13 protein-coding genes and 1 pseudogene are annotated in these 23,518 nt (G+C 40.8%); 4 read left to right on the forward strand and 10 right to left on the reverse strand.

Features of this window, described 5'->3' with window-relative positions; translation table 11 throughout:
* The 4 genes and pseudogenes from M3196_RS20745 to M3196_RS20760 all read right to left on the reverse strand — a co-directional run.
* A pseudogene (locus M3196_RS20745) lies at positions 1–521 on the reverse strand (IS256 family transposase); the annotation flags it as partial.
* 219 nt (positions 522–740) lie between these two features.
* Positions 741–1,529, reverse strand: coding sequence for an SDR family oxidoreductase (locus M3196_RS20750; protein WP_251324209.1), 789 nt, complete (start codon positions 1,527–1,529; stop codon positions 741–743).
* Between the two features lie 29 nt (positions 1,530–1,558).
* Entirely contained in the window at positions 1,559–2,983 is a 1,425-nt protein-coding gene (locus tag M3196_RS20755; RefSeq protein WP_251324210.1) for an NAD-dependent succinate-semialdehyde dehydrogenase, read from the reverse strand.
* 37 nt (positions 2,984–3,020) lie between these two features.
* The gene (locus tag M3196_RS20760) at positions 3,021–3,905 is read right to left on the reverse strand and encodes a fumarylacetoacetate hydrolase family protein (protein ID WP_251324211.1); all 885 of its coding nucleotides are present in this window, start codon (positions 3,903–3,905) and stop codon (positions 3,021–3,023) included.
* A 197-nt stretch (positions 3,906–4,102) separates the two neighbouring features.
* Between M3196_RS20760 and M3196_RS20765 the strand changes: the two genes are divergently transcribed.
* Positions 4,103–5,860 (forward strand): B12-binding domain-containing radical SAM protein, encoded by a 1,758-nt coding sequence (locus M3196_RS20765; protein ID WP_251324212.1) that lies wholly within the window; start codon positions 4,103–4,105, stop codon positions 5,858–5,860.
* 22 nt (positions 5,861–5,882) lie between these two features.
* Here the strand turns inward: M3196_RS20765 and M3196_RS20770 are convergent, their stop codons facing one another.
* Both M3196_RS20770 and M3196_RS20775 read right to left on the reverse strand, forming a co-directional pair.
* On the reverse strand, positions 5,883–6,962 hold the full coding sequence (locus tag M3196_RS20770) for an efflux RND transporter periplasmic adaptor subunit (RefSeq protein WP_251324213.1): 1,080 nt from the start codon (positions 6,960–6,962) through the stop codon (positions 5,883–5,885).
* Between the two features lie 15 nt (positions 6,963–6,977).
* Positions 6,978–7,649 carry a hypothetical protein gene (locus tag M3196_RS20775; protein ID WP_251324214.1) on the reverse strand — a complete coding sequence of 224 codons (672 nt, stop codon included), beginning with the start codon at positions 7,647–7,649 and terminating at the stop codon, positions 6,978–6,980.
* Between the two features lie 161 nt (positions 7,650–7,810).
* Here M3196_RS20775 and M3196_RS20780 point away from each other — a divergent pair, with 161 nt between their 5' ends.
* The 3 genes from M3196_RS20780 to M3196_RS20790 are packed head-to-tail and all read left to right on the forward strand — an operon-like array spanning position 7,811 to position 11,582.
* Positions 7,811–9,373 carry a spore germination protein gene (locus M3196_RS20780; RefSeq protein WP_251324215.1) on the forward strand — a complete coding sequence of 521 codons (1,563 nt, stop codon included), beginning with the start codon at positions 7,811–7,813 and terminating at the stop codon, positions 9,371–9,373.
* Positions 9,370–10,464, forward strand: a complete 1,095-nt coding sequence (locus M3196_RS20785; RefSeq protein WP_251324216.1) for a GerAB/ArcD/ProY family transporter — start codon at positions 9,370–9,372, stop codon at positions 10,462–10,464. The genes M3196_RS20780 and M3196_RS20785 overlap by 4 nt, the downstream gene beginning before the upstream one ends.
* Positions 10,461–11,582 (forward strand): Ger(x)C family spore germination protein, encoded by a 1,122-nt coding sequence (locus M3196_RS20790; RefSeq protein WP_251324217.1) that lies wholly within the window; start codon positions 10,461–10,463, stop codon positions 11,580–11,582. Before M3196_RS20785 ends, M3196_RS20790 begins: the two co-directional genes overlap by 4 nt.
* Before the next feature lie 38 nt (positions 11,583–11,620).
* On the opposite strand, the gene M3196_RS20795 is transcribed toward M3196_RS20790, so the two are convergent.
* The 4 genes from M3196_RS20795 to addB are packed head-to-tail and all read right to left on the reverse strand — an operon-like array spanning position 11,621 to position 23,454.
* Positions 11,621–15,022 (reverse strand): AAA family ATPase, encoded by a 3,402-nt coding sequence (locus tag M3196_RS20795; protein ID WP_251324218.1) that lies wholly within the window; start codon positions 15,020–15,022, stop codon positions 11,621–11,623.
* Positions 15,019–16,200, reverse strand: coding sequence for a metallophosphoesterase family protein (locus M3196_RS20800; RefSeq protein ID WP_251324219.1), 1,182 nt, complete (start codon positions 16,198–16,200; stop codon positions 15,019–15,021). The genes M3196_RS20795 and M3196_RS20800 overlap by 4 nt, the downstream gene beginning before the upstream one ends.
* Before the next feature lie 10 nt (positions 16,201–16,210).
* On the reverse strand, positions 16,211–19,954 hold the full coding sequence (gene addA / locus M3196_RS20805; protein ID WP_251324220.1) for a helicase-exonuclease AddAB subunit AddA: 3,744 nt from the start codon (positions 19,952–19,954) through the stop codon (positions 16,211–16,213).
* Positions 19,951–23,454 carry a helicase-exonuclease AddAB subunit AddB gene (gene addB / locus M3196_RS20810; protein WP_251324221.1) on the reverse strand — a complete coding sequence of 1,168 codons (3,504 nt, stop codon included), beginning with the start codon at positions 23,452–23,454 and terminating at the stop codon, positions 19,951–19,953. The genes addA and addB overlap by 4 nt, the downstream gene beginning before the upstream one ends.
* Positions 23,455–23,518: the final 64 nt, after the last annotated feature.

Below are 23,518 nucleotides of genomic sequence, written 5' to 3' on the forward strand. Positions count from 1 at the left end.
TCCTAAGACAATATAGATGGCTTCTTTCTCGACCGTACCTCGACGCACACTGAAATAAAGCCCATCTAAATAGAGAGCTAAATAGTCACTTTCTAAAGGGCGGTTTTGCCATTCATCAATGTCTTCGAGAATCTTTTCTGTGATATTTGAAACAGTAGCTGCGGAGTAGCCGTTTCCATCTAACATTCGTTGAACAAATGCGTACTTACTCCGTTTTGATACAGGTTTAGTATAGCTTCTTCCAGCCAACCATCTCTGCGTTGATAAGGGGCAAAAAGGGCTGTATGAAAGTCACCATTCCGGTCTCTTGGTACAGTAAGGTCATCGATTCTTCCGTACTTCGTATCCAGGATACGCTGGTAGTAACCATTACGAGAATTTTGGCCCTCTTCTTGTTCATTATGAAGAAAGTTTTGGATCTCTTCTCTCATAATCATCTCAAGCTTTTCCTGAACAAAGTTTTTTACCATTTCTTCAATTTGCGTTCCAAGATCTAGTTGGTTTATAGTAGAATTATTCAAAAGACAAAGTCTCCTCTCAAAGGTTCTGGACAAACCGAGAGTACTTTGTCTTTTTCTTTTTGTCTACTGCAAAGGCTTACACATACTTTTATACATCATCCCCCAATCCAAAAGTTTTGGCTCTTTATCCGCGAGTCTACAATCCTCGACAATTTTCGCCATCCCGTATACCCCTCGAACGGACAAAAAAGAAGCAGCCCTCGCTGCTTCTTTCCTTTTTTATAACGCTTTAACCATTCCGCCGTCAATCAAGAGTGACTGCCCTGTTACATACGTGTTTGCGCCTGAACACAGAAACACGACCATCCTAGCAAATTCTTCAGGCTCACCGTAGCGGCCAAGCGGAATCCCGCCCTCTACCGAAGCTTTCACCTCTTCTGCAGAGACCCCTTTTTTCTCAGCTGCCATCTTATCCAGCACGCCTACGCGGTCTGTCCCGATTCTGCCAGGTCCAATTGTGTTAATCAAGATCCCGTCTTTCCCAAGCTCCTGTGAAAGGCTTTTTGAGAGACCATTAATCGCGGTGCGGAACGTATTTGACAGTATAAGTCCATCGATTGGCTGTTTAAATGAGGATGATGCAATATTAACAATGCGTCCTCCGCCATTTTTTCTCATGTTAGGCGTAACCGCACGAACCGTTCTTACTAAACTAAGCAGTGTTAACTCAAATGCTCCTTGCCAGTGTTCGTCCTCAAAATCATTAAAGCTACCAGCTGGCGGACCTCCTGCATTGTTTACCAAAACATCAATGCTTCCAAACTTCTCAACAGTTTCTGCGATAAGTTCATCAATTTCATTTCTTTGCGTGATATCACACTTCTTGAAATGAACGTCTGCACCCGTTTCGCGTTTTAATTCTTCTGCAGTTCTAGATAACTGTTCTTCATCGCGGCTTGTAAGCATAACGTTAGCCCCTTCTTTAGCAAACTGCAGGGCGCATGCTTTTCCGAGTCCTTTACTTGAAGCAAGGACTAGTACATTTTTTCCTTTTAATCCTAAATCCATGTTATATTCACCCGATTTCTTAAAGAATTTTATAAAACGAAGCTTACATATTTCGTTTCCAGATAAGCTTCCATCCCTTCCACGCCGCCTTCCCGGCCTAGACCGCTTTCTTTCATTCCGCCAAATGGTGCTTGTGCTGCTGATGGTACGCCGTCGTTCCAGCCGATGATTCCGTAGTCTAATCCCTCTACTATTTGTGTTCCTTTGGACATATTTTCTGTATACACGTATGCTGCGAGCCCAAACGGACTTGTATTGGCAAGTTTGATTCCTTCTTCAATAGAACTAATCTTGTGAATTGGAATAACCGGTCCGAATGTTTCTTCATTCATGATCAGCATATCTTGTGTCACGTTCTTCAACACGGTCGGCTCGTAATAATAGGCTCCGTTCTCTGCACTTCCTTTTCCGCCAGTCACACATTCAGCTCCGTTTGAAAGAGCGTTTTCTACATGCTCGGAAATTTTTTCGTATCCGTCTTTATTGATGATCGGCCCGATGTCAGTACCTTCATCAAGTCCGTTACCTACTTTTAACTTTTTCGCTTCAGCGGCTACGAGTTCTACAAATTCATCGTATACATTTTCCTGAACATATACCCGGTTGATACAAATGCACGTTTGACCGGCATTTCGAAACTTTGAAGCTACGATTCCTGCCACTGCCTTTTTCAGATCAGCGTCACCCAGAACAACAGCAGGTGCATGACCACCTAACTCCATCGATACATTTTTTACTGTTGCAGCACTTTGTTCGATCAGTTTTTTTCCAATTTCAGTAGACCCAGTAAACGTAACCTTTCTTACTTTTTCTGAGTCCATGATCGCTTTCCCAATAATAGAGGATGAACCTGTTACAAGGTTGATAACTCCTTTTGGGAAGCCTGCTTTATCTGCAAGCTCTACTAGTTTAATAGCGGTAAGAGGTGTTTCTTTTGGCGGCTTCACAATAAAAGTGCATCCTGCTGCAAGAGCCGGGCCAAGCTTTCTCGTGATCATAGCGGCCGGGAAGTTCCATGGTGTGATCGCTGCAACTACTCCAACTGGCTGCCTCAATACTTGCATTCTTTTATTTTCAGCACTTGAAGGAATCGTTCTGCCGTAAACCCGTTTTCCTTCCTCTGCGTACCATTTGATAAAAGAAGCCGCATACATCACTTCTCCGACAGACTCTTTTAATGGTTTTCCCATTTCTAATGTCATTAGTTCAGCAATTTCCTCTTTTTCTTCAATCATTAAATCATGCAGTTTCATGAGGTAGTCAGCACGTTCATAAGCAGTCAGTTTCGACCACCCGGAAAAAGCAACATGTGCTGCATCAATTGCAGCATCCGTTTCTTCTTTTCCGCAAGATGGCACAGTACCCACTACTTCACCGTTTGCAGGATTAAACACCTCTATTTTTTCAAGAGAATTTCCTATCCATGAACCGTTAATATATAGCAGCTTTTCCATGTGAATTCCTCCTCTATGTAACTAGTAAAATTTCGCTTCATTCTACTATTTCATTACGAAGTGTCCCGATTCCTTCAATTGTGATTTCGATCGTGTCACCTCTTTTTAAAAATACAGGAGGCTTCATTCCCTTTCCTACTCCAGCTGGCGTCCCTGTTGCAATAATGTCTCCGGCTTCAAGCGTCATTCCTTTTGAAAGCTCAGCAATCATCGTCCTGATATCAAAAATAAAATCGGATGTATTTCCTTTCTGACGCAATTCTCCATTTACCTTTGTTTCAATCGCCAGGTTCTCCGGATTCGATATTTCAGAGTGATGTACGATCCATGGTCCCATTGGACAAGTTCCATTCAAGCTTTTTCCGAGCAGAAATTGCTTATGCTTCTGCTGCAGGTCACGTGCTGTTATGTCATTAATGATCGTGTATCCGAATACGTGATCCATCGCATCTTCTTTCGTAATTCCTGTTCCGGTTTTACCGATCACTAAAGCTAGTTCTCCTTCGTAATCCATTTGTTCTGTGATATTCGCATGGCTCGGAATGCCCTCACCATGTCCGATAACTGCAGTTGGAGCTTTCGAGAACACCATGATGTCTTCAGGAATATCTGCTTCACTTCCCATTTCTATTGCGTGATCACGATAATTTTTACCGATACAAAAAACATTTTTAGAAGGACGCGGAATCGGTGCTAAAAGCTGAACCTCTTCCAATGAAACTGTAAAATCTTCTGCTTTCTCTTGATTTACGAGTTCTTTAACAGCAGAAATGAATTCCTCTCCTTGCTGAATACCTTCTAATAAGGTTTGTGGAATGACTATGCCCAGTGAAGCTGCCAGAGCAGATACATTGATTACAGCATCCTCCTTCACCATTCCGATAAAATGATCTCCTTTTTGAACTGCAGAAACAAATTTCATTTTGTATGATTTCCTCCTCTGAAAAGCGCTTTCATGATATTAGTTCTACTATATAGGTTAGGTCTTTGCACCGTAAAGAAATTTGCTGTTTTTAATTCCAGTCAGATCTGGTTTTTTCTTGGATTTAAAATATGGTAAAATAGTGTGTCATCTAAATACCCCATTCATTTGGGTAAACGTAATGAGGTAATGAAATTATGAAAACGGTACTAAGTACGTTAAATGCAAAATATATACACACCTGTCTTGCTTTACGATATCTAAAAGCATACAGTGAGCCCGAATTTCCAGTAACGATTCGAGAGTTCACGATAAAAGACCCTTCTCTTAATATCGTGACTGACCTTTACAGCCAGCAGCCGGATGTGCTTGGCTTTAGCTGTTACATCTGGAACATCGAAGAGACGATCAAGGTAATCCAAATGTTTAAGAAGATTAAACCGGAAACAAAGATCGTTCTCGGAGGTCCTGAGGTTTCTTACGATGTTGCTTACTGGCTTGACCGCATTCCAGAAGTTGATTTTATTGTAGTGAATGAAGGTGAAGAAACGTTTAAGCACTTGCTCGGCCAGATTCAAAACAGCGGTCGATTCGATACAGTCGCTGGTCTTGCCTACAGAAAAGACGGAAAACCAAAGATTAATGGGCCTCGTGAAAAACTGAATCTCAAAACCGTTCCTTCTCCATTCCGTTTTGAGGAAGACGTAGAATCTCTTTCAAAGCGCATCACATATTTCGAAACCAGCCGCGGATGTCCTTATTCTTGTGCATTCTGTTTATCTTCCATTGAAGTAGGTGTTCGGTATTTCGATCCTGATCTCGTAAAAGAAGATTTGATCTTTTTAATGGATAACGGGGCGAAGATTATTAAGTTCGTAGATAGAACGTTCAATATCCGCCGGGATTACGCGCTTGATATGTTCTCCTTTTTAATCGAGAACCGCCGCCCAGGAGTGGTGTTTCAGTTTGAGATCACAGCAGATATCATGAGACCAGAAGTTATTGATTATTTGAATGAACATGCTCCAAAAGGTTTGTTCCGATTTGAGATTGGTGTTCAATCAACAAATGATGCGGTAAACGAACTTGTTCAGCGCAGACAAAACTTTGAAAAATTGACCCGTACGGTTACAACTGTTCGTGATGGTGGAAAAATCGTTCAGCATCTGGATCTGATCGCTGGATTACCGGAAGAAGATTACAACTCGTTCAGAAAAACGTTCAATGATGTTTTCGCGTTTGGCATTGAGGAAGTTCAGTTAGGATTCCTTAAAATGCTTCGCGGAACAGGGCTGCGACTTACAGCCGAAAAACATGATTACGTTTATATGGATCATTCTCCTTATGAGATTTTAGGAAACAATGTCCTGACGTTTGACGAGATCATACGCATAAAACAAGTAGAAGACGTACTGGAGAAGTATTGGAACGATCATCGCATGGATCACACGGTAAAATACTTAATAAACCTTGTATTTGAGTCGCCATTTGATTTCTTCCAGGAGTTCGGAACGTATTGGGAGACAAGAGGATGGTCAAGAATCGGCCACCAGCTTGAAGATCTGTTTAACCGGCTGATCGCTTTCTTAAAAGAATCTGCACCGCACGCTCTGCCTGTAGCAGAAAGTCTCATGAAGCTAGATTACTTGGAGCGCCAGCAGTTTAAGCCTCGTAAACCATGGTGGGAAAACACCCAAAATAAAGAAGAGACCACTGATCTTCTTTCCATGCTTACTCAATATCCTGATGCGATCGAAGGTTTTCCTCCATTACATGAAAAAGACATTTTCAAACATGCTTTTGTAACCGAAACAGCTATTGATCCACTATCAGGTGAAATTGAAGCCCACCCAGTAGAATCTTATTTTCTTATTGCTTTATTTGACCCCAAACAGCAAAAAACAAGAATATTCACTGCTCCAAAATCATTAATCCATGCAAAAAGGGACGCGTAACAACGCATCCCTTTTTGTTATGTTATTTTTTTAAAGCTGGCTGACCCGAAACAAAAACGGGCGAAGGATTTAATACGATGGTTTGTCCCTTTTTAAGTCCTGTTTTAATCTGTACTGCACCGTCTTGGTCAACACCTGTCGATACTTTTATTTTGTATAGTTTATTCTTTGAGATGATAAACACATATTTCTTTCCGTCATCTTTTAAGATAGAATTCTCTGGAACACTTACAGCTTTTTCGGCAAGTTTTTCTGAAAGGATGATTGTAGCTGTCTGCCCTTCTACCCAAGCAGCTTCATCTTCAACGAGAACCGTCATCGTAAACATTTCGCCGTTATCTGAAGGGAGCACCGTCTGCACCGTTCCATTAAGCTTTTCCTTGTTATTTGCTGATTCGATCTGAACAGTGTCACCAGTCCTAACAAATCCAGCGACATTTTGCTTCACATTTGCTTTTAATTCGAAATTGCCTTGTCCAACAATGGTCATTATAGGTTCATTTTCTTGAGTGCCGTTTACTTCTGAAACAACACCGTCTGCAGGACTTTTAACAGAAAGAGCTTCTAGCTTGTCTTCTAATTCACTGATTTCATCAGATAAAACAGAGCTTTCATTTTCTGCAAGAGCTTCTTGCAATTCCGCATTGCTAAGCTGTTCTTTCATCTTAACTTTTGCATCTGTACTGTTTTTTTCCTCATCAAAGCTTGAATGCTCACTTTCCCACTCACTTACCTGGCTGGAAAAATGATCAGCACGAACATCTGCAGCCTCTTTTTCTCTCTTTAAACCACGCAATTCTTCTTCGATTTCAGTATTTTCATAAGTAATTAAAGTCTGGCCAGAGGAGACTGTATCACCAGGATTCACCATAATTTCTTTTACAGACCCAAGAGAATTATTCTGATAGATCTCAATCGTATTTTTTGAATACGCAGTACCTGTTACTTCCCACTTTTTCGTAAAATCTTTTACTTGCGAGATAGCTGTTTCCAGTCTTGGAGCTTCAACTGCAGCTGATTCTTTTTTATCAAAGATCATTAGATTCATTACAAGCAGGAGAACTACAATTAAGCCAGTCGCCGTCCATTTTAATTTATTCATGTGTCAGCTCCCCCCTTATACCAATTGTCCGCTGACAAGTGCAGCGTATAACGAATATAAGATTATCCAAAAAATCGATCCGCCTATCGTTACAGCTAAACAGTAGCTTTTAGCTTTAAATGATAATTGCTTTAACGCAAAATAAGTAACGACTGTTCCCCAAACCGTAAATACATTAATCAAATTCAATAGTTCCTGCCAAAATCCATGCTTAAAAAACAGAACACCTGCAAATCCAAAGCCTAATGGCTGAACAACTTCTTCAGCACCTGTTACAAATTGCAGCGGCAGTTCGAAAGCTAATCCTAATAAAAATAAAACATATACAACACTCATTACGTAAAAAAGAGCTTTATAGCCCACATCCCTAAAAAATAGGAAAAGAAATAATGTTCCGGCCTGCAAGATCAGAAACGGAACGATAATTCCCCAAACTCCACCTACTAATGAAATGATAAACCTGAGCAGTTCCTGTTCTGTACCTGAAAGTTTGGCCGACTCCACAAATGAAAGTGTCCGGAACGAAGGAAATGCCGCAAAAAAGGAAAGTGCATGAAGCAATCCGCTGACAGCTAAAATAGCGATAAACCTGATCCATAACCCTTCTTTTTCACTCGATTCTTTATAAAACGAAAAATATGTATAAGGCTTTGTTAAAGCAGGAAACAATTGAGCTCTTCCTGTCATAAGGCCTCCCCCTTCTCTCTTTATTTGTATATCGTATCACAATTTTTTACTCATAATGACAATTTCTGACTCGTTTTTTCAAAAATAGGCACTTCTCCGTATAAATGCTTTTATTACGCAAAAACTAACACAAACTTTTGGAGAAACGGGATGGGGTCGATATGACTTTTTTTAAGAAGCCAAAAAAACTTATACAGGAACAAGAGAGTCCTAAACAAAAAGTTACGTCTCAAGAGAATAGCTCTCCAGAAAAGTCTCCAAAAGAGCAGAATCTTAGTTTAGATGAACTATTAATCAAAGTAAAAGAACCTTTCTCCTCCACGGAAGATTTAATGACGCACTCCATCGAACTTCCTAATGATCATAACAAGATTGTGCTTCTTTATATCGATTCGATTATTGATAAACAGATCGTGCAAAGCATGATTTTAAACCCGTTGTTTGAAACGGCAAATGAAATAAATTTTGAGTCTTTTAGAAAGATGGCGAGCATTGATCTAAAAAAGCAAACAGATTTTAACCAAGTCAAAGAACTGCTTCTGCAATCAAACACGCTTATTTTTACAGAGGATACAACTAGTTTTTTCTCCATGGTCACACCTGTAAACACTAAGAGGGACATCACCGAACCAGACAATGAGGCCATTATTCGCGGTGCTCATGATGGATTCATAGAAAACCTGTCAATCAACCTTGCCCTTATCCGCAAACGTCTAAAAACACCAAAATTAACGATAAAGTATTTTAGAGTCGGTAAAGAAACTCATACTAATATAGCGATTGCTTATGTGGATAATATTGCAGATCCGGAACATGTAAAAGAGGTTGAGAAAAGAATCAAATCAATTGAAGCGGATGCCATTCATGCTCCAGGAAATATTGAGGAAAGCATCGAGGACAAGCCTTTTAGCTTTTTCCCGCAGATACTAAGCACAGAACGTCCTGATCGTGTAGCGGCGAACTTAATGGAGGGACGAATTGCTCTTGTTTACGACACATCACCCACTGCACACTTGATGCCTGTTAACTTTTTTTCATTCTATCAATCTGTAGATGACTACAACAAAAGATGGCAGATCGGTTCGTTTTTCCGTTTTATCCGGCTTTTTAGTTTTTTTATAGCGATAGGGCTGCCCGCTGTATACATTGCCATCGTTTCTTTTCATTTTGAAGTCATTCCATTTGGACTGATTCTGCTTATAAAAAGCTCGCTAGAAGATATACCTTATCCGCCATTGTTTGAGGCTTTACTAATGGAGTTGACGATCGAGTTAATCAGGGAAGCGTCAATACGGCTTCCAACAAGGATCGGGTCCACAATTGCCATCGTTGGAGGTCTGGTTATCGGTGATGCCGTTGTTAAAGCGGGGCTTGTTTCAAATTTAATGATTATCGTTGTTGCCATTACAGCGATTGCTGCTTATATAGTTCCTTCAAATGAGATGAGTGCTGCAGTACGGATTTTACGGTTCCCGTTCATGATTGCAGCAGCTACGTTAGGTTTTTTTGGCATTGTCTTCGGGTTTATGATCTTATTATTTCACCTTTGCAGACTGTATACCTTTGGTTCGCCTTATTTTGCACCATTAGCTCCGCTTAATTTGGCTGATTTAAAAGATGCATTTATCCGTGCCCCGTTTTGGAAGCAGAATACACGTCCAAAAGAAGTTCATGCACAAAAAATGGATACTACAAACCATACTCGAAAGTGGGATAATTCATGAATAATCATACTATCACACATCGCCAGCTATTTTTTTTGATTGTTCAAACTCAAATCGGTGTTGGAGTTCTTTCTTTACCATACTCATTATTTGTAAAAGCAAAAATCGATGGCTGGATCTCACTTCTTTTAGCAGGTGTTTTCGTTCAATTTTCCATCTTGGCGATGTGGAAGCTTTGTGACAGGTTTCCTCAAAACACCTTGTTTGACATCCTTCCCAAAATTATGGGAAAGCATTTAGGATTCATTTTTAAATTCATTTATACACTTCACTTTTCAATTGTTTCAGCCTTAATTTTAATTTTGTACAACAGCATTGTTGGAAAATGGATATTATTTGAAACACCTAGCTGGGTTATTATTTTTGTAATGGCCTTTGCCGGTGCTTATTTCATTTCGAGTACACCAAGAGAAATAGCAAGGTTCTTTGTTCTCGTGACACCGCTTTTCTTCATTTTGTTTGGTTTAATCATATATGCATATACTGATGTTCACTTTCTTTACATTTTTCCAATTGGTCAAACTGGAATAATGACCATTATTAAAGGTTCTTCAGATGCCGTTGTTGCATTATTAGGTTTTGATGCAGCGCTCGTATTTTTAGCTTACACGACCGGAACTCCTGCTAAGAAACTAAAAGTTATTTCATTTGCATCCTTTTGTGTAACGGTTATGTATACCTTTATTGTTTTTACGACCTATATTTTTTTCAATCCTATGGAAATCGTCATCGTTCCAGAACCTGTTCTATATATGCTTAAAGCTTTTTCATTTTCAATCGTTGAACGGACTGACTTAATTTTTTTATCTTTATGGATTATATCTGTTGCTACATCTTTTATCAGTTACTTATTTGTTGCAGCAAAAGGTATACAATCTATTCTCAAGCTGCATCATCACCAATCAGCTGCAGTTTATATCGCATTATTTTGCGCCTTAGTTGCGATTATTCCAAATGAAAAACTCGAGATTGTAACATGGAACAAATACATTAGCCTGGTCTCCATACTTTTTTCCGGAATTTCCCCTATTATCTTGTTGCTTATCTCAGTGCTTAGAAAAAAACAAGAGAAAGGGGCAACTGCTACATGAACAAATTTATATACACTTTGCCCGCTCTCTTACTTTTAACAGGCTGCTGGGATCAAACCAATCTTAATGAAACGAAGCTCATAACTGCAGGAGGGATAGATTATACGAAAAAAGGTAAAGTGACATCTACTGTTTCTGTACCTCAAGCCGTTGCAGCTGAGGCTGGTAAAGGAAATATAGTCAACCAGGTATTCGCAGCGACAGGAAATACCGCACGGCAAAGCAGGTTAAGGCTTGATCTAAAAGTGGCTGAAAGATTAGATGCTTCAAAGAACCAGGTATTGGTATTTGGTGAAGAAACGGCAAAAACAGATATCTATAATCTGCTAGACATCTTCTACCGTGATCCGAAATCTTCTTTAAATGCAAAATTAGCAGTAGCTAAAGGAAAAGCATCTGATGTAATCAGTACAACGTTTGAAGAACCGAAAAAATCTACTGGTGTAGGAGAATATTTACGAGACTCCATAAAGAGCGCCGAAGAAGGCGCCACAGTTCCCGCAGAAAATATTCAAACGATATGTCCCTTAATGTTTGATCCTGGCCAAGATTTTGCTCTCCCTTATTTAGAATCAACGGGGAAAGCGGTTAAAGTGATTGGAGTTGCATTGTTCCAAGAGCATCAGATGGTTGGTTCCATAAAAGAACCGTTATCTGTTATTTATACGATGCTTACAGGCGAGCCACACACAATCTCAATGTCCACAACAAAAAAAATTTCCAATAACCAAAAAGAAAATTTACTGAATTATGTAACGATAAAAGTGGAAAAAAATAAAAGAAAATTTGATGTTTATGTTTCATCTAGAGACAAAATTTCTGCAAAAATTAAATTAAACGTAAAGATTATTATTACTGAATATCCACCTGACAATTTAAGTACGCCTTCAGAAATAAAAAAGATAGAAAAAAAAATCTCGAAAAAATTAACGGAAGATGCCCAAAAAGTGATCGATAAACTTCAAAAAATGAACAGCGACCCTTTTGGGGTCGGCAGGCAACTGATGGCTTATCATTATCCAACCTGGGAAAAACTGAACTGGAAAGAGGAATATCCTAAAATTGACTTTAAAGCCTCAGTTGATGTTGAAGTAATCGGACATGGAATTATCGAATAAAAAAGGATTCAGGGCATGAGGCCATGAATCCTTTATCTTTAAAGCTGATCAAGTCTTACTCTTGTTCCTTTACCAGCGTTTTCTGCCGGTTCTACGATCAGCCTTTTGGTCAACCTGGCTTTTAGTTCCGGTACATGTGAAATAACACCAATCGCAAAGTTTTCCATCTGCACTTTTTCGAGTGCAGTTACTACAGTGTCGAGCAGCTCCTGATCCAATGTTCCAAAACCTTCATCTAAAAAGAAAAATTGAAGAGGGAATTTCCCGCGGAGCTGAATCTGTGCTGACAAAGATAGCGCCAATGCCAGAGAAGTTAAGAAAGTTTCTCCCCCAGATAAAGAAGTAACGGGTCTTTTGATGCCGCCGTTCGCATCATCCCGGATAACAAATCCACTGTTTGAGTCGACTTCAATCGCATAACGGCCCCTTGTAAGCTTAGAGAGGCGATTTGATGCATCACGTGTCACATGCATAAGCTGTTCTTCTGCCATATACTCAACAAATGCGTTTCCTCTGAACACACTCTGAAGCTTTCCAATCTGCTCAAGCAAGGCCGAAACCTTTTGTTTTTCTTCTTCAAGAGCATTAAACCGAGCATGGTTCTTTTCGATCGTCAGCCAGTTCTGTTTAGCTTGGCCAACTGCTTCTCTCGTTTCATTTACCTCTTCCCTTAACTTTTGAAGGGTATCTTCAAGATGCTCAATCTCTTCTTCAGTTAATGGGTACGGGGGCAGTTTAGCTTTTAAAGCCTTCAGGGCTGCTTTAACCTCTTTGCATTGATCGGAATAATTCGCAAGCTGCTGTTCCCATTGTTGCTGCGCTGCTTCTGTCTTTACAGAATTTGTATACTCCTCAATGCTATCAAATATAGAAGTTTTGAGTTTTTCATTCCACTGATTTAACGCTTTCTCACTTCTTTTCATAATATCGTCATGGCGCTGCAGAATAGAGTGATAGGCTTTGTCAGATTCCATGAATTGTTTACGTATCTTTTCGAATTGTTCTAACGATTGTTTATAAGTGGATACAACTTCCTGAAGCTGTTTTTCCACTGCGTCAAATCGTTCACTGGCACTTTTTCCACCTATACGGTTCAGTAGTTTTTCTTTCAAATGCTGGATATCCTTATTAAGAATCTTTTGCTGGTTCTGACTCGTATTAATGGCAAACTCGAGTTTCTTGTTATCCTCTTTGATTTTTTCGATTTTTGTAGATTGGCTTTCAAGAAATTCTGCAGCAACTTTTAAACTTTCCTGGATCTTATTTTGACGTGTATCTCTTTGTTCAAAAAGCTTATATTTTTCTTCTAGTTCTTCCATTCCAAAAGAAATACCTGCTTCTTTCCATTCAGAAATAATGGTCTCCCTTTTCTCTTTGAAGGAAATCATTTTTTGCTGCAAGTCCTGTACTTGTTTCTCGGCATGCTCCAAGTTTAGCGTCAGATGTTCAAGTTGTTTTTGCTCTTTTTCACTCTGATCCCCTAATGTTTCAAAACGCTCTTCGAGTGACAGCCGGTCCTGCAAGACTCCTTTCACCTTTACAGAATGATCGTTTAGTTTAGCTACATCTGCCATTCTATCTGTTTCTGCCTTTTCCGTTACAGCCCCGCTTTGAGCAGCGGCTATTTCCTCATTTGCGGCTTTTATTTTTGTCCAGATTTTTTGTGATAGCCTCTCAAGCGTTTCTGTGACATAAGTTAGATCACGATTCAGGTTTTGAAGAGAAACTTTTCCGGCTTCTAATCTCTCTATCTCTTCTTCATCACCTTCAAAACCATTCCATCCCGCACATGGTGATGGATGAACAGTAGAACCGCAGACTGCACATGGCTCATTCTCTTTTAATTGTGATGATAGCTGAGCCGCCAGATGCTGCACTCTGCTTTGTTCTTGTTTTTCTTTTTCCTTTTGAAGCGTATCCTGCAATGATCGTTTCAAACTCTCATTTTCACGGATTAGTTCTTGGGTTTCATTGTAAAAACTTAAAACTTCATTAGATAAAGCATTCCATTTATCAAAAATTGTACGGATTGTATCCTGTACATGTTTTATGTTCTGGTTCATGCCTTCCTGTCTCTTCATAGCATTCTGCAGTTCTTTTGCTATAGTTTGTTCTTCTGTTTGCAGGCTTTGGAACCTTTGTGAAAGCAGCAGAGCTGATTGGAATAAAGTGCGTTCTTTCTGAGTGATTTCGATATCGGAAAATTCATCTTTCAATGCTTGCTGTTTTTTCTTCCCCTTTTCATAGAGAGCAACCGCATCTTCTTCATCTTTTTTCCCGAGCGTATAAGAATCCTCCAGCACAGAGAGATTTTTTGTTTCTTGCTGCAGTTCAGTTTCTTTTGTTTTGAGATCTTTTTCCCACTGAAACGCTTCTTCTAATACACTGAGCTTTTTAATTAATACAGGCTCTTCTTGTTCTTTTGCAATCTTTGCTTTTTCAAACTGTTTTTCATGTTCTTCAAAAAGCTCCTTTTGCTTTGTAACAATGATGTGAAGCTCTTCTTTTTCCGCTCTCAGCCCTTTTTCCGCTTGTTGTGATTCCAGCCATTCTTCTGCATATGGAGTTAACCGGTCAGCTATTACTGCTTTACTATGATGTTCCTTGAGAAGTTCCATCTCTGGGAGAAGACTGTCCAATTCCGTTTCTTTTAAAAGTAGTTTCTCGTTTTCAGCCTGCGTCTCCCAAAAAGCTTTCTTTTGCTTATAAGTTTCTTCTTCTGTTTGTAAATGTTCTGAAATAGATTGAAGCATCTTTTCTTTTGCTTTTAGCTGTAAATCTGCTTCAGTCAGAGCCTCTAATGAAGCATCACCTAGTCCTGCCTGTTCTGCTGTAATTTCATTAAGCCGGTTCTTTTGTTCATCAGATCTTTTCTTAAGTTTCTGGTTTAAAACGTCACCGTATTTTTCAAGCTGGAACAGGCGTTGAAGCATCTGTCTTCTGTCTGCACCTTTTAACGATAAAAATTCAGCGAACTTTCCTTGCGGGAGCACAACTGCACGGGTGAAGTCTTCAATCGTAAGACCAAGCAGATCTTGAACCATCCGGGTAACATCTCTTTCTTTATCTGCATGAACAACTGATTCACCGTTCACAACTTCAATCAGCCGTGAAGTACTTGTCCGGATTGTATGTTCACCACTTCTTTTATAAGAACGCTCAACTGTATAGTTCTTTTCACTGCTGCCTTGACCCAGCTGAAATGAAAAAGATACAGAAAGCTTGTCTTCAGCCTGGTTCATGATGCCGTGTGTCCCGCCTGCAGCACGTTCAACTTTTCCATATAATGCAAGTGTTACTGCATCGAGGATTGTGGATTTACCGCTTCCTGTCGGTCCGAAGATCCCGAACACTCCGCCCGAACACAGGTCACTAAATGGGATGGTCTGTGATTCACGAAAGCTTTGCAGTCCTGAAACACTTAATGATAATGGCCTCATCCTGCATTCTCTCCTTCCTCATCTTCTTCACCAATTAGTTCGAGAAAAAGTGAAATTAATTCATGATCTGGTACAGCTCCCCCCGTTTGGCGTTTATAAAATTCTGCAAAAAGCTTATCAACTGGCAGCTTTTGTGCCGAAACTTTTATTTGTTCACCATGAGTTTCTTTAAAAACAGGCTTAATATGAACAATTCCATCATGCGCTTTTCGCAATCTCTGAATCTCTTCCATCGAAAGAGCATCCTGCACATGAACAGACAGATCGATCCAGCAATTGTTGTGTAATCCATCTTTTATGCCTGAAAAGACTTCCTCGACACCATTCTTCGCTTCCCATGCTACAAGAGGTTTTCCGCAAGTTAAGTGTATTTCTTCAACCTTTGCTTTTTGGTTCGGCACTACATCGATAATCGTTACTGATTTTGATTGACCGCTCTCAGAAAAGCTGTAAGATAGGGGAGATCCAGAATAACGTGCTTCCGTTTTAGCCCGTTTAATGATCTGCGGCCTGTGCAGATGGCCTAGAGCTACATATTGAGCAGCAGCAGGAAGGCTTTCTGCAGCAACCGTATAAGCTCCGCCGATATGTACCGGACGCTCTGAATCGCTCTCCTTGCTCCCTGCTACATATAAATGGCTCATTGCCAAATGTACATTACCCGGTGTGAACCGTGACGTTATTTCTTTAAAATATGAATCTACCCAATCGTCATACTGATTACGCACGTCCAGCTCTTCAGCTGATTCACTCAACAGCATTTTCAATCTCGATTCTGACGGATATGGAAGAGCTGCAATTTCAAGCATCTCTCCCGTCCTATTGATTGGAACCCGCTGAAGCTCTAAAGTTGGAAGCCCGACAAGTGTTATTCCTAATTCTTTAGAAAGCGGAAAAGAAGCTGCCAGACGGTCAGGATGATCATGGTTTCCAGCTATTGCAATAAAAGGACATTCTCCTTTTCGGCTGATCTGGGCAAGCGTTTCATAAAACATCTGCTCAGCTGCGGCAGGCGGGTTCACCGTATCAAATACATCTCCTGCCATAAGAACTGCGTCAATTTTTTCTTTCTTTACAATATCCACAAGTTCATCTAAAAAAGCTTGCTGTTCATCGAGCCTGCTGCGTCCTTCTAAGGAACGGCCCAAATGCCAGTCAGCAGTATGAAGCAACCGCATCGTATCCCCCCTATTTCACTTGCAGAATGTGTCCACCATCAAAAAAGTAGAGATAGCTCTCTTTTACCGGTTTCTTTACTATTCTTTCTATCGCTCTTGCGTAAAGCGTAAGCTGCATTTCATATCTGTTCAGAAGCGTCTCCTTCGCTCCTGCAAATCCGTTTGTAAAACGGTTTGTAATCTTGTCCGTTTTATAATCGATTAAAACGAAGCCATCATCTTCTTCAAATAAGCAATCAATGACACCCTGGACAAGAACATGCTCCTCTTCCCCGCTCCAATTCCCTTTCGTTTCTGAAAGGGGAAGTGCCATACTGAAAGGAATTTCCCGCTGCATCCTGCCGTTCTCTATGATTCTCTGCCCCAGCGGACCATCGATAAAATCTTTAATTTGCTTAAGCTCGATATAACGCGCTTGCTCAGCTGTCAAAAGCTCTTTCGTCTCCATCATTACAAGCTGTTCCTGCAAGTCTTCTAGAGTAGAAGTTTTGGTTAAATCAACATGCTGCATGACCATATGCATGGCTGTTCCCGCTTCTGCAGCGTTCAACTGGGATTCCTGCATGAATCGCGGACGTTCATGCACAACAGGCTGTGCTGCTTTTACAAGATCTGTACTGCTGTATTCATCTGTTGTCTGATACTGTTTTTTCAGCTCCGTAACAGATTGCTTTGAGCGGGTAAGTGTTGATGACATGTAACCATAATGCCACTCTAAACGGCGGCTGATCTCATCTTTCTCTTCGCTTCTATTTTCAACTTGTTCAGATTTTTGCAGTTTTATAAGCAGTTCTTCTTGTTTCTGTTCTTGAGCCGTTTCAAGCTCTTCGTAATCACTGGCTGGAAGAATGGTAATCTTCCATTCTGTTTCATCTATGAATGGTTCTCCTCTTCCTCTATCACCAGTTCCGAGCACAGATAATAACGGGCCAGCATTTTTATGACGGATCACAGCACGTCCGATCCAATCCAGATAACTCTTTACTCCTGCACGTTCATGGTCTGGAAGAAGCCAGTTCTCCTCATAAAGAGAGTCACTCCAGGCTTCTACTGATTTTTCTATGTCATTTACCGTTCCTATTAAAAACAATTTTTCCTTCGCACGCGTTAGCGCAACATAGAGAACACGCATTTCTTCCGCGATGAGCTCCATCTTTTTTCTGCCGCTAATCGCCAGCTTAGGAAGCGTCGGATAAGTCACCCGGTATACAGGGTTAATATATTGTGTTCCAAGACCAAGTTCCTTGTGAAGAAGAACCTTCTCTTTTAAATCCCTCGTGTTGAACTGCTTGTTCAAGCCGCCAACAAATACGATCGGAAACTCAAGACCTTTACTTTTATGAATCGTCATGACGCGGACAACATCTTCCTGTTCACCAAGCGCTCTGGCTGCTCCAAGATCTTTGCCGCGTTCCTGCATTCTTTCGATAAAACGAAGAAAACGGAAAAGTCCCCGGAAAGATGTGCTTTCATACATTTTGGCACGGTCATATAATGCTCTTAAGTTTGCCTGCCTTTGCTTTCCTCCAGCAAGACCGCCGACATAGTCAAAATAACCCGTTTCTCTGTAGATGTCCCAGATCAAATCTGCAAGAGATCCTTGACGGGCTTGGTGTCGCCACGATTCAAGCTGTTTTAAAAACAAGGATAATTTTTCCTTGATCTCTTGATTCTCCCCATCTTGACTATATAACTCAACAGCTCCCAGATAGTTATCCTTTTTTTGAATAAGCCGGACGATCGCTAACTCCTCACCAGACAGACCGACCACGGGTGAACGAAGAACTGCTGCAAGCGGTATATCCTGAAGCGGGTTGTCGATCACTTTCAGCAGTGACATCATGATATGAATCTCGGTTGCGTCAAAATATCCTGTGGAAAGTTCAGCATACGCAGGAATCCCTTGCTGTTTAAATTCTTCCAAAATAACCGGCGCCCATTGAGAGGTTGCTCTGAAAAGCATAACGATGTCCTTATATTTTGCGGGACGCATCCCTTTTGTGTTTTTATCAAAAACAAGGTGCGGTGTATTTCCGTTCGTCCCTACAATCTCTTTTATTTTTTCAGCGATTACTCGCGCTTCGAGCTGAACCGTTTCTAGATCGGATTTTTCTAGTTCTCCGTTCTCCATGCCTTCCTCATCAACGACAGGCTGGCTTTTATTGATTACTATCAGTTCTGGTTCATTTCCTGGCTGATCCGGATAATAATCTGCCCCCAGCTTTAGTTCAGCGTCCTCGCTGTATTCAATCTCACCTACTGTTTCGTTCATAATTTGTCTGAACAAATAGTTAGTAGCCTGCAATACACCGTTTCGGCTTCTAAAGTTTTTAGCAAGATCTATGCGAAGCCCATTACCGCCTTCTTTTGTAAACTGTTTGTATTTTGATAAAAATAATAGCGGTTCAGCCAGGCGGAAACGGTAGATGGATTGCTTTACATCTCCAACCATGAACATGTTGCCTGAGTGGCTGTCCTTTGAAACGAGACGGACGATCGATTCCTGTACAAAGTTTGTATCCTGATATTCGTCCACTAATACTTCAACAAAGCGTTCGCGGTATTCTGCTGCAGCTTCAGAAGGAACCGGATTTTCCATTGTCGATCCTTCACCTTTTAAAACCTGAAGGCAATAATGCTCAAGATCTCCGAAATCTACGAGCGACTTTTCACGCTTTGCCACTGAATAACGGTGGCCAAACTCTTTTACGAGAGAGGAAAGCTCACTTACGATAGGCGCCATTTCTTCGATGTGTGCAACATACGAATCAGGATGGCGCTCAAAATAGTCTTCCTTTAAGCTGCCTACCCGTTTTTTAATGGTGTCTCGCATTGCTTTGACTTTATTCTTTAATTCCTCGTCTATATCTTTTCCGCGCACTGGTTTTAATGTTGGCGGCTTATAGGTCTGGAAGATTTCATATAACTCATTCCAGCTTTCTTTCGCGCCATTCAGGGCTTTTAAGAACTCCATATCCTCATTTAGTGTCTGTGCATAAGGAAGAGGCCCTCCAGGTGTCTCGGCAAGTTCACGCGCACGTGCTGCCATCGCTTGGAGGCCTTCTAACTGAAGAGATATATCTGCAAGAAGTTCTTTGGTCCATGGAAGGGCATCAATGGATGATACACTTATATGATAAGTGTCAGCCATCTCGTCCAGCCATCTCTCAGGATCTGGATGGCTTCTTGCAAAATCATAAAGTGAAAGAACAAGCTTTTGAAGATCCATATCGTTGCGGTCTGAGCTATAAGCATCAACTACCTGATAAAACGAATGGTCTTCCCCCTTGCTGTACTCCTCTTCAAAAAGTTCCTCGATTACTTCCTGACGTATAAGTTCAGCTTCCGTTTCTTCAGCTACACGAAATCCTGGATCTAAATCTGTCTCATAATAATGTTTTCGCAATACTTCAATACAAAAGGAGTGAAGTGTTGAAATTGATGCTTTATTTAACAAGTTCAGCTGTCTTCTTAAATGGAGCGAGGATGGGTGCTGTGAAAGCTCTTTATCGATCGCTTCACCAATACGCTTTCTCATTTCAGCTGCTGCTGCATTTGTAAAAGTAACGATAAGCAGTCTATCCACATCTGCAGACTGTTCCCGGATCATCGTTAAAATTCTTTCAACAAGAACTGCTGTTTTCCCTGAACCGGCCGCTGCTGCAACGAGGATGTTCTCTCCTCTTGCCTGTATAGCTTGCCATTGTTCATCTGTCCATGTTGAGCCTTCAGGTTTTGGAATTAATGTTTTCAAATGACGCCTCCTCCTTCCTCTTGCATTTTTTCTAAGATAATCTCATCTTTCTCCGGTTTAAGCTGGCGATATTGGTTTTCTTCAAGTGACTGATCAAACTGACAAACTGGTTTATAGGAGCAATATGTGCAAGGAACTTTCTTTTTCATTTCATACGGTGAAATGTCGATAACGCCGTTCGTAATTCCTGTTCCAGAGCTGACAGCCATCCTACGGGCATGGTGCCTCATCGTTTCAAAATGTGAGGCTGTTGCAACCGAAGAGTGCGACTTATGAAAGCCATTGTTTGTCAGCGCGACTGGAATAATGTTAGAACGTTTTTCCATCGTACTGTCCATTAAACTTACGGCTTCATCTTCTGCCAAAACGAGGCCTTTCATCTTAAATTTCTTTAGTACTTCTTTTTCAATTTCCTCGGCAGTTAATAGCTTTTTTTGGTTCAGCAGCGGATTGTGCACGTGGAAATAAAGAACGCCTGCCGGAATCGATTCTTGTCCCAGCCATTTCTCCGAATGTGCAACTGCCACATCCAGATAAGTCAGCATTTGAAGGGCTATTCCATGGTAGAGCTCAGCCAGGTTTAGTCCTGTTGAACTCGATTTATAATCAATAACACGCATTAAAAGGCCCTTTGAACTTTCAGCTGTATCTACCCGGTCGATACGACCGACTACTTCCATCGTTGTACCGTTCGGAAGCTTGTAGACTAAAGGAGGCAATGTTCCTCCTGTGCCAAACGCAAGTTCAAGACCTGCAGGAGTAAACCCGCTTGCTTTTGCATGCTCGCTTAAAATATGCGAAGCCTTGCCCACAACTTCTTTCAGCTTCTTTTTTATATAAAGATGACGGTTGGAGCTGAGCAGGATCTCATGTTGAAGCTGAGGTGCCAAGAGATCTACAATATCCCCTGCCATACGGTAGCAGTCTCCTTTTGACAGGTCGCTCCAAGAAACTCTTCTCTGCTGAAGTGCATCGTTCATCTGCTTCAGAGCTGCATGAAAAAGCTGTCCGATATCAGGAGCTTCCAGCTTGTACATCTGGCGTTCCCTCAGTTTTAGACCGTATGACATAAACTGTGAAAATGGGCATGATTGAAACAGCTCCATCCGGGAAATGCTCGTTAGAATACTTTCTCCATAAAGATCCTTTGATACTGAAGGGCTTAGAGGTGCTTCACGGTTAAAGTAAAACAAACTGGATAAAGCTTTTTTCGCATAATGATCATATTGATCATTGGTGATTATCCAATTATAGACGTCCCACCAAACCGGTGAGATCGGATAGCCTTTTTTCCATTCCCTTAGCTGTGCGCTCAAATAAGACACGCTTTTTACAGGGTGCTGAATATAGGACAGGTCCTCTTCAACAGCTGGTTCATTCTGATATAAATGCTCCTTTAAATCAGGAAATAGGTTACGCATTCTTTGAATAACCATGGATGGCTGCAGTGTTTTTCCTTCTTCATCAGCGAGGGCATAGGAAACGAACAAACGGTCACTTCCGTTCGTTAAAGCCAGATAGATCATAAACTGTTCATCTAGCAGTTTTCTTCGTGCAGATGGCGCAAGCAAGACTCCGTTGCGTTCCAGCGCTTCTCTTTCGTCTTCTGATAAAAGCCCATCATCTTTAGGTTTAAGCGGGATAACACCATCGTTAACACCTAATAAAAAATTCACCTTCACATCGGTAAAACGGGAGCGCTCCAACGTTCCTGCCAGAACCTGATCCAGTGAAGGAGGAACAAGGGCAAACTTCATACTCTCAAGACCGGTCTCCAGCATCTGCATCCAAGTCTCTTTAGAAAGCTTCTCATTTCCCGTTAACTCTACCATTTCATCTAAAAGACCGAGTACTGCATTCCAAACTTGCCCATGCTCGCGTGCAGCTCTAAGTTTCCCTTCTGATTCTGCATGCAATTTTAATCGTTCGAGTTTCATAGGAATCGACAGATCTTCTAAATATTTATAAAGAGCTTTGCAATAATCAACAACAGCTGTACTCTTGGATAAATCTCTCGAAAGTCTTTTAAGAGGGGAAACAATCATATCTCTTAGATCATTAATCAATTGCTCTTTTTCATCATCCTTGCTCGTTTTTCCAAAGTCGTCTTCTTCAAAACCTCTGAATCTTTTATATTTCCAAGGCTTTGAATCCGTCCATCTAGATCCTTGAATACCAAGTGCGAGCACATAGTTTTCGAGTTCATCCATGCATCGCCTAATCTCTGATGTTGTTTTTCTCATCTCATCAAGGGGGTAGAGCATATCTGTTTTTACTGCTCTAAAAACAGCCTCATAGCGCCAGTTCTTTAAAACAACATCTAATGAAGACCGGATGAGTTCAATTAGCGGATGATGAAGCATCGATTTTTTTTGATCCATGAAAACGGGTATTCCATAATCGGTAAATACGGTTTCAATAAGCGGCTGATAGCTTCCTGCATTTCTGACAGTTACAGCAATATCCCGGTATCTGTAGCCTTCATCGCGAACAAGCTCTATTATTTTTCTGGCAGCACCTTCAACTTCTGATCTAAGATTGACGGCAGCCGCCAGATGTATGCCTTCATGATTTAAAAAACGTACTGCAGGTCTTGCATCATATTGTTTTTCAATATGTGCGATCGCAGGCGAATTGAATTTGGGTGTATTTTCGAGCACAATCGGCTCATTAACCTCTACCCCCAGCTCTTTTGCTTTTTGTGTGAGTAACTGGGCTGTCTTTTTCGTCATATAAAACAAATCAAGTTCATGCGGCTCTGTTTCAGGACGGTATGATTCCTCTGACGTAAGAGCAATCGTTACTCTTTTGGCATGCGCCATCAGTCCAGCAACAACTTCAAGCTCTTGCGGCGTAAAAGAATGGAATCCATCTATGTAAATCTCACTATTCTTTATCGTGTCTGAGTAAGTCATTTTTTCTTGAAGCAGTTTCAAGTAATCTTCTGAATCTAAGTATTTTCCTGCAAGAGCTTTTTCAAGAGAACCTGATATGATACTTAAATCTGATAGTTTATCTGTTAATACTTTTTTATTATTCTCTTTTTGACCGAGTGAAAGAAGTGTTTCAGCGTTCCATGATAGGTCTTCTGAAGACACACAATAACGCTTCAGCTCTGTGGTCATCAGCTCAAGCAATTCATAAAAACCGTTTTGTTCTGAAGCTTTTTTAAAGATTTTTAGTTCTTCTTTATTATTTTCAATAATCTTCCGGAGCATCATTCTAACTCCAGTGCTGGTAATGTGCATTCTTGTCATTCCGCCCGTTTCTCCTAGAACACGCCATGCCAGCCTTGAAAAACTGTACACTTGAGCCCTCATCATACCGTTTAAACCCGATGTTGATGCAAGCTTATATTCCGACTGAAACGTCATTTGATCTGGCACTAAATAGATAATAGGACTCCCCAATGGATTTTCCGCAAGTTTTTCCCGAATGTCTTTTAAGACAGAGTGGGACTTTCCGCTTCCGGATCGTCCCAAAATAAATTGCAAACTCATATATTTTTCATCCCCTGTTCCGAACACAGATTCTATTTTTATTATCTCATAATCTAGCAGCAGG

This window comes from Fictibacillus nanhaiensis (assembly GCF_023715445.1).
Lineage (GTDB): Bacteria > Bacillota > Bacilli > Bacillales > Fictibacillaceae > Fictibacillus > Fictibacillus nanhaiensis_D.

What these genes read in the sequence shown, in the direction of transcription:
- M3196_RS20750 (WP_251324209.1), bottom strand. Translation starts at nt 1,529, where the DNA reads ATGGATTTAGGATTAAAAGGAAAAAATGTACTAGTCCTTGCTTCAAGT.
- M3196_RS20755 (WP_251324210.1), bottom strand. Translation starts at nt 2,983, where the DNA reads ATGGAAAAGCTGCTATATATTAACGGTTCATGGATAGGAAATTCTCTT.
- M3196_RS20760 (WP_251324211.1), bottom strand. Translation starts at nt 3,905, where the DNA reads ATGAAATTTGTTTCTGCAGTTCAAAAAGGAGATCATTTTATCGGAATG.
- M3196_RS20765 (WP_251324212.1), top strand. Translation starts at nt 4,103, where the DNA reads ATGAAAACGGTACTAAGTACGTTAAATGCAAAATATATACACACCTGT.
- M3196_RS20770 (WP_251324213.1), bottom strand. Translation starts at nt 6,962, where the DNA reads ATGAATAAATTAAAATGGACGGCGACTGGCTTAATTGTAGTTCTCCTG.
- M3196_RS20775 (WP_251324214.1), bottom strand. Translation starts at nt 7,649, where the DNA reads ATGACAGGAAGAGCTCAATTGTTTCCTGCTTTAACAAAGCCTTATACA.
- M3196_RS20780 (WP_251324215.1), top strand. Translation starts at nt 7,811, where the DNA reads ATGACTTTTTTTAAGAAGCCAAAAAAACTTATACAGGAACAAGAGAGT.
- M3196_RS20785 (WP_251324216.1), top strand. Translation starts at nt 9,370, where the DNA reads ATGAATAATCATACTATCACACATCGCCAGCTATTTTTTTTGATTGTT.
- M3196_RS20790 (WP_251324217.1), top strand. Translation starts at nt 10,461, where the DNA reads ATGAACAAATTTATATACACTTTGCCCGCTCTCTTACTTTTAACAGGC.
- M3196_RS20795 (WP_251324218.1), bottom strand. Translation starts at nt 15,022, where the DNA reads ATGAGGCCATTATCATTAAGTGTTTCAGGACTGCAAAGCTTTCGTGAA.
- M3196_RS20800 (WP_251324219.1), bottom strand. Translation starts at nt 16,200, where the DNA reads ATGCGGTTGCTTCATACTGCTGACTGGCATTTGGGCCGTTCCTTAGAA.
- addB (WP_251324221.1), bottom strand. Translation starts at nt 23,454, where the DNA reads ATGAGTTTGCAATTTATTTTGGGACGATCCGGAAGCGGAAAGTCCCAC.